Origin of the sequence: Stenotrophomonas sp. PS02298 (assembly GCF_029959445.1) — a bacterium.
GTDB lineage: Bacteria > Pseudomonadota > Gammaproteobacteria > Xanthomonadales > Xanthomonadaceae > Stenotrophomonas.
On record NZ_JASCOR010000038.1, the window covers coordinates 1 to 14,387 of the forward strand.

General features: G+C 65.4%; 14 protein-coding genes. All 14 read right to left on the minus strand.

Annotation, left to right across the window (positions count from 1 at the left end):
• Positions 1 to 98: 98 nt before the first annotated feature.
• Positions 99 to 932: a glycosyltransferase family 2 protein gene (locus QMX78_RS07950; RefSeq protein ID WP_282268231.1), complete on the minus strand. Its 834-nt coding sequence runs from the start codon at positions 930 to 932 to the stop codon at positions 99 to 101.
• Positions 929 to 1,798 (minus strand): glycosyltransferase, encoded by an 870-nt coding sequence (locus QMX78_RS07955; protein ID WP_282268252.1) that lies wholly within the window; start codon positions 1,796 to 1,798, stop codon positions 929 to 931. Before QMX78_RS07955 ends, QMX78_RS07950 begins: the two co-directional genes overlap by 4 nt.
• Positions 1,795 to 4,029, minus strand: coding sequence for a type II secretion system secretin GspD (gspD, locus tag QMX78_RS07960; RefSeq protein ID WP_282268232.1), 2,235 nt, complete (start codon positions 4,027 to 4,029; stop codon positions 1,795 to 1,797). The genes QMX78_RS07955 and gspD overlap by 4 nt, the downstream gene beginning before the upstream one ends.
• Before the next feature lie 9 nt (positions 4,030 to 4,038).
• Positions 4,039 to 4,719: a general secretion pathway protein GspN gene (locus QMX78_RS07965; RefSeq protein ID WP_282268234.1), complete on the minus strand. Its 681-nt coding sequence runs from the start codon at positions 4,717 to 4,719 to the stop codon at positions 4,039 to 4,041.
• On the minus strand, positions 4,709 to 5,317 hold the full coding sequence (gspM, locus tag QMX78_RS07970) for a type II secretion system protein GspM (RefSeq protein ID WP_282268236.1): 609 nt from the start codon (positions 5,315 to 5,317) through the stop codon (positions 4,709 to 4,711). The genes QMX78_RS07965 and gspM overlap by 11 nt, the downstream gene beginning before the upstream one ends.
• Complete coding sequence (locus QMX78_RS07975; RefSeq protein ID WP_282268238.1) at positions 5,292 to 6,419, minus strand: PilN domain-containing protein; 1,128 nt, start codon at positions 6,417 to 6,419, stop codon at positions 5,292 to 5,294. The genes gspM and QMX78_RS07975 overlap by 26 nt, the downstream gene beginning before the upstream one ends.
• Positions 6,416 to 7,270, minus strand: a complete 855-nt coding sequence (locus QMX78_RS07980; protein WP_282268239.1) for a type II secretion system protein GspK — start codon at positions 7,268 to 7,270, stop codon at positions 6,416 to 6,418. Before QMX78_RS07980 ends, QMX78_RS07975 begins: the two co-directional genes overlap by 4 nt.
• On the minus strand, positions 7,267 to 7,908 hold the full coding sequence (locus QMX78_RS07985; RefSeq protein WP_282268240.1) for a prepilin-type N-terminal cleavage/methylation domain-containing protein: 642 nt from the start codon (positions 7,906 to 7,908) through the stop codon (positions 7,267 to 7,269). Before QMX78_RS07985 ends, QMX78_RS07980 begins: the two co-directional genes overlap by 4 nt.
• A complete protein-coding gene (locus QMX78_RS07990; RefSeq protein ID WP_282268241.1) occupies positions 7,905 to 8,297 on the minus strand; it encodes a prepilin-type N-terminal cleavage/methylation domain-containing protein in 393 nt (130 codons plus the stop codon). The genes QMX78_RS07985 and QMX78_RS07990 overlap by 4 nt, the downstream gene beginning before the upstream one ends.
• Positions 8,294 to 8,740 (minus strand): GspH/FimT family pseudopilin, encoded by a 447-nt coding sequence (locus tag QMX78_RS07995; protein WP_282268254.1) that lies wholly within the window; start codon positions 8,738 to 8,740, stop codon positions 8,294 to 8,296. Before QMX78_RS07995 ends, QMX78_RS07990 begins: the two co-directional genes overlap by 4 nt.
• A gap of 72 nt (positions 8,741 to 8,812) precedes the next feature.
• Complete coding sequence (gene gspG, locus QMX78_RS08000) at positions 8,813 to 9,241, minus strand: type II secretion system major pseudopilin GspG (RefSeq protein ID WP_282268242.1); 429 nt, start codon at positions 9,239 to 9,241, stop codon at positions 8,813 to 8,815.
• A gap of 27 nt (positions 9,242 to 9,268) precedes the next feature.
• A complete protein-coding gene (locus tag QMX78_RS08005; RefSeq protein WP_282268243.1) occupies positions 9,269 to 10,486 on the minus strand; it encodes a type II secretion system F family protein in 1,218 nt (405 codons plus the stop codon).
• Positions 10,487 to 10,517: 31 nt separating this feature from the next.
• Entirely contained in the window at positions 10,518 to 12,245 is a 1,728-nt protein-coding gene (gene gspE / locus QMX78_RS08010; RefSeq protein ID WP_282268244.1) for a type II secretion system ATPase GspE, read from the minus strand.
• 123 nt (positions 12,246 to 12,368) lie between these two features.
• The gene (locus QMX78_RS08015) at positions 12,369 to 14,252 is read right to left on the minus strand and encodes a S8 family serine peptidase (protein ID WP_282268246.1); all 1,884 of its coding nucleotides are present in this window, start codon (positions 14,250 to 14,252) and stop codon (positions 12,369 to 12,371) included.
• Between the last annotated feature and the right edge of the window lie 135 nt (positions 14,253 to 14,387).

The following is a 14,387-nucleotide window of genomic DNA, read 5'->3' on the forward strand; positions in this document are numbered from 1 at the left end:
GGAGGGAGCAATGCACGCTTCTGCCCCCTCCCTTTGGCGCAGCCAAGGGGAGGGCTGGGGAGGGGTGCTTTGAACGCCGCAACACCCCAGATCCGAACTTACTTCAGCAACAACCGCGGCACCTGCAACGCCGCATGCGCCCAGATCGCACACCACACCCCTGCCCTCACCGGCAGGCTGCGCTGGCTGGCTTCGAATTTGCGGAAGTAACGCCACAGGCCGCGATGCTTGTGCCACTCCACGAAGAACGGCCGCGAACGGCTGGATACGCCGCGCACATGCAGCACCTTCAGATCATTGGCGATGGCCACCACCGCGCCGGCCTGGCGTGCGCGCCGGCATAGATCCAGGTCTTCGGCATGCAGCCGGTAGCCAGCGTCCCAACCGTGCAGTCGGTCGAACAAGCCACGCGGCATCAGCAACAGCGCACCCGACAAGGCCTGCACCTGCTGCAACGCTGCCGAATGGTCCACCTGCACCGCCAGCCGCGAGCCCGCGCCAGGGTTGCGCAGCATCGCGGCGAAGTCCGGGTCGCGGCGGCGTACCGCTGGATCGGCGGCGCCGTCCTCGTCCACCTGCTCCACGCCGAGCAGGCAATCGCCCAATGGCCGGCCAAGATCGCGCAAACGCGCCAGGGTCTGCGGCTCAACCATCAGATCCGGATTGACGAAGGCCAGCCACGGCGAATGGCATTCGCTTGCGCCCTGGTTGCAGGCGGTGGCAAAGCCGGGATTGTCAGGATTGGCGATGAAGCGCACGCGGCTGTCGGCCAGCGCATGGCGCTGTGCGATCGCCAGTGAACCATCACGCGATTCGTTGTCGACCACGCGGATCTCGGCAATGTCAGCGGCGGCACGCAGACGCTGCAGGCTCTCATCCAAGGTGCTCGCACTCTGGTAACTGACCACCACCACCGCAATCGAATCGCTCACACCGGCTCCGTGCCTGGAAGGGAACCACAGGCATCGAACAGGTCGGGCTGGGCTTGCGGCATTATCGCCTGCTCGCACAACTGCTGCAGTTGCTGGCGGTGGGCATGAAGCGGGTCGTTCATCAGGAATGCGGCCAGCCGCGCGGTCCACACCGGCCAGCGATTGGCCAGCACCTCCATGTCGCCTTCGGCCGGCCGACCTTCGCTGTGGCGGCCAACAAAGGCGTTGTCACACAGCACATTGCGCCAACCCAAGCCACTCATGCGCAGGCTCAGGTCTACCAGCGCGGCGTACCACGAGCCGTAGCTGTGGATATCCAGTCCACCGGCACGGCGACGCGCGCTACCGCGGATCAGCACCGCGTGGGTGACTGCCGAGGGCAGCTCGGGCTGCAGCAAGGGCATCGCCGCCAGGGCCTGCAGCAGCCGCGCCGGATCGGCAGGCAATGGATTGAGTTCGCCGGCACGTGGCCACGACACGGCTTCGCCGGCGTTGCTCCACGGCGTGGCGGTGGCGATGGAGGCATCACGCGCCAGACAGTCGCTGAGTTGCTGCAACCAACCCGCAGTCGGCAACGCATCGGGCGCCAGCACGGCGACATCCGCATCGCCACAGGCCTTCAGCATCTCGTCCAGATGCGCCGCCTCGCCGATCGGCCGCGGACGGCGCGTGTACTCGGCCTGCAGGTGGGTGCTGGCGAGCCAGTGTTCGATCACCACCTGGCCGCGGGGGCCGCTCTGGCCATCGTCGGCCAACCACACCGGCGTTCCGGCCGGTGTGTGCTTCTCCAATGCCGCCAAGCAGGCATCAAGCGCCGCATCGTCCACGCCCACCGGCAGCAGGATGACCGGCAGCGCCATGCTCAGCGCCCCTTCGGGGCGTTGATCGGATCCAGCGCACGGAATTTGCTGCCGTACTCGTCGGTGAGATTGCGCGCTTCCTGCGGATTGCGAACGATGGTCGGGGTCAGCAGCACGATCACTTCGCTGCGTCGGCTGCTTTGGGTCTTGCGACCGAACAGGCCACCGATCACCGGTAGTCGGCTCAAACCGGGCAAGCCGGATGAGCCCTTGGTGGCACTGTCCTCGATCAGGCCGGCCAGCATCACCGTGTCACCGGCATTGACCGCCGCTTCGGTCTTCATGCGGCGGGTATTGATGCGTACGTTGCCGTTGTCATCAGGCTCACCTTCGGGCGAGCTGACTTCCTGCACGATGTCCAGGAACACCATGCCATCGCGGGTGACACGTGGACGCACCTTGAGGATCGTGCCGGTTTCCAGGTACTGCACCTGCGCGTACTGGTTGTCGCTGATGCCTGACACCGACACCGAATACACCGGAATCTTGCTGCCCACATTCAACGTGGCCACCGCGTTGTTGCGCACGAACAGCGATGGTGTCTGCAGCAGGCGTACATCGGTTACCTGATCCAGCGCGGTGATCACCGCGGCGGCGTTCTTGCCAAGGAAGGTCCAGCTCAGCCCGCCGCCGCCTTTGCCGTCACCGGGAATCAACGAGCCGGCGATATCACCCCAGATACCGCGCCCGAGGGCTGACGGCAGGCCGGCACCGCCGTCGGCAACCGGCGTGTTCACCGCCTGCTCGAAGTACCAATTGACGCCGTAGCTCAGGTCACCGCTCAAGGCAACCTCGGCCACCTGCGCCTCGATATGTACCTGCATCGGCATCACGTCGAGCTTTTCGACCACTTCGCGGATCGAACGCCATGCCTGCGGTGTGCTGCGCACCAACAAGGTATTGGTTTCCTCGACGGCGGAAACACCGACGCGGTCGCCTTCCACTTCCAGGGTCACGCTGCCATTGCCCGAGCTGCGCTGCGGCAAGGCCATGCCCTCGCCCATGCCACTGCTGCCGCTACCACCGCCTGCGCCATCGCTTTTGCCCAACGAACCTCCGCCGTCACCGAGGTTGTCGTCGGCGCTGGCCGATGGATCGACGGTGCCGCCTTGCAGACTGACTGCACTGGCGCCCGGTGCCAGCGAAGCGGCACCACTCTGCCCCCCACGCGAGCCACTGCCAGCACCAAACACTTCGGCCAAGCGGTCCGCCAGATCCTTGGCCTTGATGTATTTCAGTTCATAGGAGAACAGGCGGGCGCTGCCACCGGCACTGTCGATGCGATCCAGCCACTGCTGGATCTGGTCCAGGTAGCGCGCCTGCGGAGTGATGACCAGCACCGCATTGGCGTTGTCCAGCGGCATGAAACGGAACATACCGGCGCTGGGTGTCTTGCTGGCTTCGCCAAACACCTTCTCAAGGTCACTGGCCACCTGTGAGGCGCGTCCGGACTGGATCGGGAACACGCCCACCGACATGCCCGACAGCCAATCGACGTCGAAGATCTCGACCGTGCGCAGATAGTTTTCCAGTTCGGTGCGGGTGCCGCCCAAGGTGATCACGTTGCGGGAGCCGTCGACGCCGACAATCGCGTTGGGCCGCGCATAAGGTTCCAGCACCTTCTTCATCTCGCTGGCCGAGATGTACTGCAGCGGCACCACCCGAACTTCATAGCCGCGCGCGGCCGAGGCCGGTGCGGTGCTCGGTGCGACCGTGCCCGCCAGCGACTGGTCGGCCGGCACCACGTTGTAGCGGCCACCGCTGTAGATCAGGCGGGCGTTGTTCCAGCCCAGCACCATCTCCAGCAGGTTCAGCGCCTGTGCCGGCGACACCGGCTTGGGCGTGGCCAGGGTTACCGTGCCCTGCACGGTCGGGGCAATGACGTAGTTCTGGCCGAGCATGTCGCCGAGGATGGCCTTGGTGACCGCCTGTACCGACTCGCCCTCGAAGTTGAACACCGCCGTGCCGTTGCCAGCGGCGGTCAGGGCGGGTGCCGGTGCCGAGGCAGCCGCGCGGTTGATCACCGTGCCATTGCCACGCCGGATCACCGCTCGGCCCTGGTTGTCATCGGGCTTGGGCGCTTCTTCGATACTCAATGGATTGGTATGTGCCGCCTCGCCGGGCCCCGGCGTGCGTACATCCGGCGCGGCACTACGGCGAATGTCGGGCGCGGGCGTGGTGACGCAGCCGCTCAAGGCACCTATCAGCAAACTGGCTGCAACTATGCGTGAAGTCATGCGCTCACTCTACGGGTTCTGGCTGCCAGGGCTGCCGTTCTGATTCTGTTGTGCCTGCCTGCGGCGGGCCTGGATGCGTTCGCGGATTGCCCTGATCTGGTCCGCCGACGGCGTAACCGCTTCGGCTGACGGCGGCGCTACGGGAGCGACAATGGGTTGGGCAACCGGGGGGGTACTGCCGGGCACAGGCGCCATGCCGCCTTCCGCCGGCGGTGTTGGCCCGCCGCTGAATACCTGCAGCTCCAGATTCAGCGTACCCGCTGGCCCGCTGACCACTGCGCCGCGCGGCTGCAGCGACAACAGCTGCCAACCGTCCTGCACCTCACCGCCCAGGCGAAGACGCAGCGACTTGCCCTGCTCTGTGGTCAGTGTGGCCATGTCCAGGCCCGGCGTCATCAACACACCGGTCAAACGCACACTGGCGGCGGTCGGCTCGCCGGCTTCACCGATGAAGAACGGATGCGGCCGCCGATCGCTGGCAAACAGCGGCCGGTTCAAGGCTTCGGCATTGTCGGCAACCACCAGCTCCGTCGCCTGCGGAACCGCCGGCAAGGCCGGCACTTCCAGCGCTCCGTTGCTGTTGCCGATCCTGCTACCGAGGCCGAACAGGCAGGCTGCCCACACCAGCAGCGCCCAACCAGCGAATGCAGCCAGCAACCAGGTGCGTAGACCCACTGCGTCATTGCCCATTGGCAACCTCCGTCGCTGGCGTGACCACGCCCGGGCGCAGGTAGCCGCTGAGCTCGAAACTGACATCCAGGCCGCCACCACCTTCGCCCATGCCTGCGGACAGGATGTCCAACCGGTCCACGCGCAACTGCGGCGTGCCGGTTTCCAGCGTCTGCAACACGTTCATCCATTCGCTCATGCCACACCGCAGCCGCGCCTGCACTGCCACCCGCGGGAAGCGACCGCTGCTATCGGCTGGCAATGGTGAGCGATCGCTGATTGCACAGCTACGCTGGTCCGGGCTGGCCAGACGTGCCGCTTCCTCAAGCCGTTGCACCAGTTTGGAGGTCGCCAGCTCCGCGGAGCTTTCCGCCATGAAGCCGGGTTGATCGACCAGTGTCTGCTGTGCCTGCTGCAGCCGTTGCGCGACCTGCGGGGCCTGCCGCAGCTGCATGCCGATGCGCTGCTGGCGTTCCTGCAAACCATGGATTTCCGCTTCGACCGCCAGCATCGGGCGGACCCACAAGGGCTGCACCAACAGCAAGTAGATCAGGCCCAGTACGGCCAGCAGCAGGCAAAGTGCCAACCAGCGGTCACGGCGCGCGCGGTGCGTTGCCATTGGCAGCCTCCTGGTTGGGGCCGCGCAGTTCCGCGGTCAAGGTGAAACGTTCGCGCGCGGTGCCTTGGCCGGCCTGCAACACACCGGTCAGTGACGGCGTCTTCCACAACGTGGAGCCTTCCAGCTTGGCGACCAGCGATGACGCACTGCTGCTCATGCCGATCAGCTGCATGCGCCCGCCTTCGATCGAGAGTTTCTCCAGCGAGGTGTCATCACCCAGCCGTTGACTGAGCTCGTTGATGATCGCGGTGGCCGATGGCTGCTGGGTGCGCTGCGCGGTGAAGAACTGCTGGCCATCCACCAGATCCTGCAGCTGCTGCCGCTGCGCTGCCACCGCACGCGCGCGCACTGCGGCAGCATCCACCTGCACCGCAAGCCGCGTGGCGGCGGCGCGCCGGTTGTCCAGCAACTGCCACGCAGCAAGCACCACCATCACCGTACCGGCGATCAGCAACAGCCGGTTGAGCCGACGCATCGGATCGTTGCGCTGCCGACGAAGCGCCAGCGGCAGCAGGTTCACCCCCAAGGGCTCACCCTGCGCATCGACCGCATCCACGCCATCCAGTTGCTGCCGCCATGCCTCGCCCGGGCCCAGCAACGCATCCACCAGTGGCCGCGGCGCGACCACCAGCTCGGTGTCCAATTGACCGTCATCGCGACGCTGCAACAGGCGCACGTCGTAATACACCTGTGCAGCACTGAAGGGGGTCTGCCGGTCAATCTCGAAGCCCAGCACTTCACGCAGGCGCGCTTCTGCCGCGGCCGGCATGCGCAGCGGCTTGCGCAGTGCCGCGCTGGCCGACAACAACCCGAAGCGCGGCAGACCCGCAACCCGCGGCGGCAAGTCTGCTTCCACCGCAGTAGGTGACACGCCAGCGGGCAACGCCTGCAGCAACTGCCGCTGGCCGCTCTGCAGCAGCGATACGGTCAGCTGTCCGTCCACCAGCTCCAGCAGCAAGCGCGCATCGGATACGCCGAGCAAGGCCCGCCAACGTGCCGGCAGCCACGACAGCAATGCCCGTGTCCACCACGCCCAGAAGCCACCGGCACCGGGCAAGATGCGAGCGCTTGCCTGCCCCAGTCGTTCACGCAACCCCGTCATCTAGACATCGCTCCCTGTTCCCACTGCAGCACCGTATACGGCGCACCGGCCATACCACCGGGATTAAGACGGACCACGGCGCGGGTCACCGCTTGCCGCTCGGCCACCAGCTGCACCTTGCTTTCGACACTATAAGTGCCGCTGTCGCCTCCCATGGGTGCAGTTTCGCCCATCCCCGCACCGCCGTCTGCACGCTCACGCTGGGCGATGGTCAACGCCGCATCCAAGCCCATCGCGGTCAGCACCGGTGCCGCTGCGAAACGTGCGCTTGGCCTGTCACTACCGTACACGGTCACCAACGGTGCCAGCTGTGCAAAAAGTGCGGGCTCCATGCCCAGCACGCGCTGCAGCTCGCTGATACTGTCAAACGGCGCATTCCTGGCACCATAAGGCAGGCCAGCAGCCTGATAATCCGCGGTTTCCGCGCCGCCGGAGGCCTGCAGCAGCGAATCGACGTCACGCCAATCGACAATGGCGCCGGCCAGGCGCGTGGCCTTGTCAGGTGCCATCCCCAGCGCACGCAGCAGGCCCTGCAGCAGGTTCAGATCGGCCTTGTTCAGATCGACCTTGCCGCTTTCATCAACGACACGCAGCTCCACCACATGTCCATCAAACTGCCAGCGATAGGGGCGCCCGTCGGCGTGCCAGCTGGGCTGGGTGGGCGTGGCGCGCATCCGCGACAGCGCGTAATCGATGCCGGCATGGGCAACCTGCTCGCCTCCGGCGAGGTCCCCGGTCACCCGGCCCTGCAGGTGCTCGACCCGAGCCGTCAGCGCAAATGCCGCTATGACCGTGGTCAACAGCGCCACCACCCACAGCACCAGCACCAAGGCTGCTCCGCGCACCCTCATCGCCAGCTCCCGGCAACGCCGTACTGCGGCAACGCGACGACCAGCGGCGGCCACGCTGGACCACGTGCCGGGGTGATGTCGATGGAGACCAGCGCCGGCATGCGCCCAGGCGAGTCCCAGCTGTCCTGCCAGCGGCCCATCGCGCCGGTATTCGTATCGATGCCGCGATAGCGCAGCTTCACCTGTTTCAGATCGTCGGCCAGCAACTCACTGCCACGCGGCGGGTTTTCCTCCAGCAGCTCGCCGTTCTGCAGCAGGGTCAGACCGATCCGCAGCTCCTGCTTGTCACCGTTGCCGCTGACCTCGAGCGTGTGCAGATAGGGCCCACCGCGTCCCAGATAATTTGGTACATTGGCGACAAAGCGCAGCTGCTGCGGCGTACCGGTGAACACCTTGGCACTGCCGTTCAGCGCATCGCGCTGCATTGGCAGCGGCATCGCCGAGACCAGGCGCCTGCGCAGGAATCCCTCGACCGCACGCATGCGTTCATTGCCACTGGCTACCGCCTCGCCACGGCTGCTGATGGCCAGGGTTGAACGCACCGCGGCCAATGCCAGTGCCATGCCGGCTGCCAGCAGCACGGTGGCCAACAGCACCTCGATCAGGGTGAAGCCGCGTGCGCGCAGCGGGTGCTTCATGGCGTCGCCTCCAGCGCCGGATTGCCGCGCAGGCGCAGGGTACGCCAACGCAGTTGCTCCTGTGCGCTGTCACCCCAGCGCACCTGCAGCTCCAACAGCCACAACCGCGCCTGCTGCTGGCGTGGCTCGACGTAGGGAGAAACCTGCAGGTTCCAGTGATAGCGGCCCTGTTCCCATTCGCCCTGCTGGCGGCCAGCGCTCAACGGCGCCTCAACCCCGGCCACCGCAAGCAACGATTGCGCGTGCAAGGCAGCGCGCCCATAACCATCGGCCATGCTGACCTGCCGCGCGGCGCCGGACAGGCTGCCCAGCAGCAAGCTCATCGCCAACGCCAACAGGGCGAAGGCGACGATCACTTCAATCAACGAATAGCCGCGTTGGCGCTTCATCCGGCGCCCTCGCGCACCGGCCCGGCCTTGACCTCGCCGGTGATCCACGCCACATCAATACGCCATACCGCGTCGCCTGAACGCAATTCGATACGGCCACCGCTGGACGCGCCATCCTCAAAGAAACGTATGACACCTTCGTGCCTGCGCGTCTGCAATTGACCTGCGCCAGTGAAGCTGACCGTCAGTGCCTGCGGCAATTCACCATGATGACCATCCGTCCCCTGCCAGCTACGGCTGCCCGGGTTGATCTGCAATTGCTGGACGACACCGGTACTGATGGCGCGGGTCCGGGTGTAGCGCAGTTCGGCTGCCAAGGCCTTGCCGGCCGAGCGCAGACGCATGCCATCCAGGCCACCACTCATCGCCATTGCCGCCATCAAGGCCAACGCAGCCACCAGTGCCAGCACCAGCACCATCTCCAGCAGCGACATGCCGCGCATTGCACCGCGCCGTACAGCTACGGCACGCACGGCGGCAAACGGGAGCGGAGGACGCGACGCGACCATCAAGGCTTATTCGTAGCGGATGTCGGCGTTGTAGCTTTCGCCGCCGGGCTGGCCGTCGGCGCCCAGGCTGATCAGATCGAACGGACGACCTTCACCCGGCACCCGGTACTGCACCGGATTGCCCCACGGATCATTGAACTCGGCCGGTTTGGAATACGGGCCCAACCAACCCGCCACACCTGCAGGCTGCGTGGACAGATCCTCCAGCTTGCTCGGCAAGCGGCCGGTATCGAGCTTGTAGTTCTCCACCTTGCTGGCCAGCGTCTGGATCTGGGTCTTGCCAAGGTTGGCCTTGCCACGGTCCGCGCCGCCCAGCACACGGCTGCCGACCAGGGTCAGCACCGCGCCAATCAGCACGATGACGATGATGATTTCCAACAAGCTCATGCCGGCCTGTCGTGCGCGTGACATGGGTTGTTTCAGGGTTCGCCTCATTTCTTCATCCTTCTACGAAAACAGGGATCAACCGATGGCATTGGTGAGGTCATACAGCGGTACCAGCACCGCGATGATGACCACGCCCACCACCGACGCCAACAACAAGGTGATTACCGGCACCAACGCCGCCAGCATGCGGTCGATGGCGCGGGCGCTTTCCTGCTCAAAGGTATCGGCGGTCTTGAGCAGCATGCTTTCCAGCGTGCCGGACTCCTCGCCAACCTGGATCATCTGCAGGGCCAGGCGCGGAAAACGGCCATTGCGCCCCAGTGACGAAGCCAGCCCGGCACCGTTCTTTACTGCATCGGCGGCCTCGCTCACATCAGCGACCAAGGCACGGTTGCCGAGCACGTTGCGGGCAATACCCAGCCCTGCAAGCAATGGCACGCCATTGCGCAGCAAGGTGCCAAGCGTGCGCGCAAGCCGTGCGCTCTCCAGCTTGGCAACCAATCCGCCAATCATCGGCCGCTTCAACAGCCAGGTATCAAAGCCCAGACGGAATACCGGATCGCGCCGCTTGCGCTCCACCCACAGCAACAGCAACGCCGGCACCACGATGAAGACGAACCAGCCCTGGCGCACCAGCAGACCGACCTCCAGCACCGCGCGGGTAAACCACGGCAAGGTCACATCGAGGCTTTGGTACATCAGCGAAAACTGCGGCACCACATAGCCGAGCAGGAACAGCAGCGCCAGGCCCACCACCAACAACAGGATCGACGGATAGATCAGGGCGTTGATCACCCTTCCCTTCAACTCCTGGCTGCGCTCCAGATAATCGGCAAGCCGTTGCAAGGTTTCGTGCAGGCTGCCGCCCGCCTCGCCGGCGCGCACCATGTTCACGTACAGCCGCGAGAACAGGCCATGCTGCCGCTCCAGCGCCTGCGACAGTGGTGCACCGCCGCGTACGCTATCGCGAATGTCCGCGATCACCCGTTGCGAGCGCTGGTCTTCGGGTGTTTCCGTCAGGATCGACAAGGCGCGGTCCAAGGGCTGCCCGGCGCCCAACAACGTCGCCAGCTGCTGGGTGAACTGGACCAGGGTGGCTCCGGCGAACGGGCGGTGCCGCCAGCGCCTCCAGCTGCCGCCTTCGAACGCCGAGCCGGTCGCCGGCTTGGCTTCCACCGGCAGGTGGCCCTGCTCCTGCAGGCGTGCGATCACCTCGCCTTCGCTGGCCGCATCCATCTGCCCTTCGAGCAGATCGCCGCGGGTATCCAACGCTTTGTAACGGTAACGCGGCATCAGCTGCGCCGCCCCGGATGAATGCGATGGCTCATGCGTCCTCCGTCACCCGCAGCACTTCCTCCAGCGTGGTTTCGCCACGCAGTGCCTTGCCGATGCCGTCTTCGCACATGGTGCGCATGCCCGCCTTGCGTGCGATCTGTTCGATCTCACCCATGCCGGCCTTGCGCATCACCGCATTGCGCAACGCATCATCCATCACCAGGAACTCGACGATGGTGGTGCGCCCCAGGTAGCCAGTCGGCGCCAGCGCCGATGGCTGCGCGCGGTAGAGATGGATGTCGCCCTGCGGCTGGAAGCGGCGCAGGCCGAAGCGCTCGATCTCTTCTTCCGACGCGCGGTAACGCAGCGCGTGGGTCGGCTCCAACCTGCGTACCAGACGTTGGGCGAGGATGCCGTTGATGGTGGAAGTGAGCAGGTAGTCCTCCACCCCCATGTCCAGCAAGCGGGTGATGCCACCGGCGGCGTTGTTGGTATGCAGGGTGGACAGCACCAGGTGGCCGGTCAGCGCCGACTGGATCGCGATGCGCGCGGTTTCCAGATCGCGCATTTCGCCGATCATGATGATGTCCGGGTCCTGGCGCACGATGCTGCGCAGGGCATTGGCGAAATCCAGCCCGATCTGCGGCTTGGCCTGGATCTGGTTGATTCCCTCCAGCTGGTATTCCACCGGGTCTTCGACGGTGATGATCTTGACCTTGTCGGTGTTGAGCTGGTTGAGCGCGGTGTACAGCGTGGTGGTCTTGCCTGAGCCGGTAGGGCCGGTGACCAGCAGGATGCCGTGTGGCTGCTCCAGCACCTTGCGGAACTGCGGCAGGAAATCCTCACTGAAACCCAGCCGCTGGAAATCAAACACCACCGCCTCGCGGTCGAGCAGGCGCATCACCACGCTCTCGCCGTGTGCGGTAGGCATGGTGCTCACGCGCAGGTCCAGTTCCTTGCCCTGTACCCGCAACATGATGCGACCATCCTGCGGCAGGCGACGCTCGGCGATATTGAGCTTGGCCATGATCTTGATGCGGCTGATCACCGCCGCGGTGAGGTTGACTGGCGGGCTTTCGCCATCGACCAGCACGCCATCGACGCGGTAACGCACCTTCAGCCGATTCTCGAACGGCTCGACGTGGATGTCCGACGCGCGCAGTTCCACCGCACGCTGGATCAGCAGGTTGACCAGGCGGATCACCGGCGCCTCGGAGGCGAGGTCGCGCAGGTGCTCGATATCGTCCAGCGGCGCGAGCTCACCATCGGTGGTTTCCAGGATCGTCCCCATCGCGGTACGGCCCTGCCCATACCAGCGCTCGATCAGCTCATCCACTTCGCTGCGCACGCCAACCACCGGAGCAACCTCGCAACCGGTAGCCAGGCGGATCGCATCGATCGCGTAGCCATCCTGGGGATCAGCCATCCACAACAGGATGCGGCCACGTTGCTCACCCAGCGGCAGCACCAGGAACTGCTTGAGGAAGCGCAGCGGCACCGGCTCCACGCCTTCCACCAGCTCAGGCGGCTGTTCGGGCAGGTCGCGGGCGGCAAGCAGCCGCAGCTCCAGTACCTTGGCACAGGCTTCAGCATGGTCGCGCTCGGACACCAGCCCCAGCCGTGCAAGCAACACCAGCAGGTCGCCACCGGATTCACGCTGCAGCTGGCGTGCGCGCTGCAGGTCAGCGTCCTTCAGCCGACCCTGCGCCAGCAGTTCGGTGACGATGCGGTCGGCAGGTGATGGCGCAAGTTGGGCGTCGTGGGCTACCGCGTTCACGCAATCCTCCTGAGTTGGCCGAACTTTAGCAGTTCGCACCCCAAGGTCGTGCACATGAACCGGCATTACAGTTAAAAAGAGCCCCGGCAACGCCGGGGCTCCAAGGTCGTGTAGTAGTCAGAATTACTGACGGGCAACCAGACTCACACCGCTATACGAGCTCGCCCCAACCAGGGTGACGTAGTAGGTGCCAGCCTGCGGCTTGTTGATGCGCACCGTTTCGCTGTTACCGCCGCGGGTCGATTTGGCGTCGAATTCGCTGCTGCTCGCCACCGCCTCGTAGCGGACATACACCGATACGTCGCCGCTGCCACCGTAGGTCATGAAGGTCAGCACCTTGCCGGCCTCGGCCTGGAAGCTGTAGACCGTTTCACTGCCGCTGCTGCCGGCAATGCCAGTCACGGCAACCTTGTTGACCAAGGGTGTCGCGTCCGGACCACATTGCTCCACGTTGGGATCACACGGCGGCGTGGTCGCCTTTACCAGCGCGGCGTTGATGTTGAGGATGCCGGCCCCGATCGGGGTGCTGGCCGGAATCGCCACCGGGAACGGCGTAGCGGTCGTCTTCAGCAGGTCACGCATCTGGTTCAGGGTCAGCGGCGTGTCGACCACGCTCTGCACCATTGCCACCGCAGCGGCCACATGCGGCGATGCCATCGAGGTACCGCCCATGCCGCCGAGGATCCAGTTGCTCGGCTCCGGTCCCTTCTCGCCGCCGTTCATCACCTGCCAGATGTAGCCGTTCGGGTTGCCGTCGACCGAACCGCCACCGCCCGGCGCCGACAGATCCACGCGTGCACCGTAGTTGGAGTAGTAGGCACGCGCACCAGTGATGCCGGTGGCACCGACACTGATCACGTTGTTGCAGGAGGACATGGTGTAGCTGGCGGCGTTGGCATTGTCGTTGCCTGCCGCGACCACCACGATTGCGCCCTTGCTGTTGGCCAGATCGATGGCTTCCTGGTACTCGCTCGGGCAGGTCGCGGGCGATACGCTGCCCAGGCTCATGTTGATGACTTCGGCAGGATTGGTGTTGAGCGGCAGCCCCGGCACCTCGCCGCCTGCGGCCCAGACAATACCGTCAGCGATATCACTGCCGAAACCACCGCAGGAACCCAGCACGCGTATCGGCATCACCTTGGCTTTGTAGGCCAGGCCGGCCAGGCCCCTGCCGTTGTTGGTCTCCTGGGCGATGGTGCCGGAGACGTGACTGCCATGCCAGGAACTGACATCGGCCGCGTGCGAGCCACCGGTTGCCCAGCCGGTGCAGTAGTTGGCTTCCACCCAGTCACCGATATCCCAACCACCGGCAACACGCCCGTCACTGTCGCGGCGCGATACGCGCTTGTCACTGATCATGTCGTAGCCGGGAATGACATTGTTCTGCAGGTCCGGGTTGCCCTGGGTGATGCCGGTATCGATCACCGCCACCACCACGCCCTCGCCCTGCGACAGATCCCAGGCCTGCGGTGCTCGCACACCGGTGCTGGGGTTGAAGAAGTTCCACTGGTACTGGGCATAGTTGGGGTCGGTCGGAACCATTGCCGGGGCGACATCCACCATGCGCTGGTACATGCGATCGATGTCAGCGCGTTCAACGGCCGGATTTGCCTTGAGCTCACGGACGAAGTTCGCCGCTTCCTGCGCATTGAGGGCACGCGAGGTCTTGACCACACTCCAGCCCGGCGCTCCCATGCGCCGCAGCAGCGCGGCCTGGACCGCAGGCTGGGCGGCTGCGCGAGACGTCTTGGCCACGGCACGATCCAGGCCGGCGCGCGACGCCGCTGCGCCAAGGCCACGGTTGAGCGTCGCTGCATCACGCAATTCGCTGCTGCCGGCGCGGTACTTCACCACGAACCGATAGCCACCGCTGCTGTCCACCGTGGACGAACTCAAGCCTATTGTCTTCGCAGGTCCAATTCCGGCAGCAGATGCGGCAGGCACGCCGATCGAAGCCATCAGTACGGCACCGGCAATCGCCAAACCAAGCTGGGTCTTCTTCTTCATGTCGGATCTCTCGTCTTGATAGAACAGGGATGGAACTCAACGCTGCATCGCTTTGCCGTCCTGGCCCGCAACAGCCGCACTGCGGGGGCAGCACGGCTCCTGGCGATGAACCTGGAAGCCCCCGCCGCAGCAGGC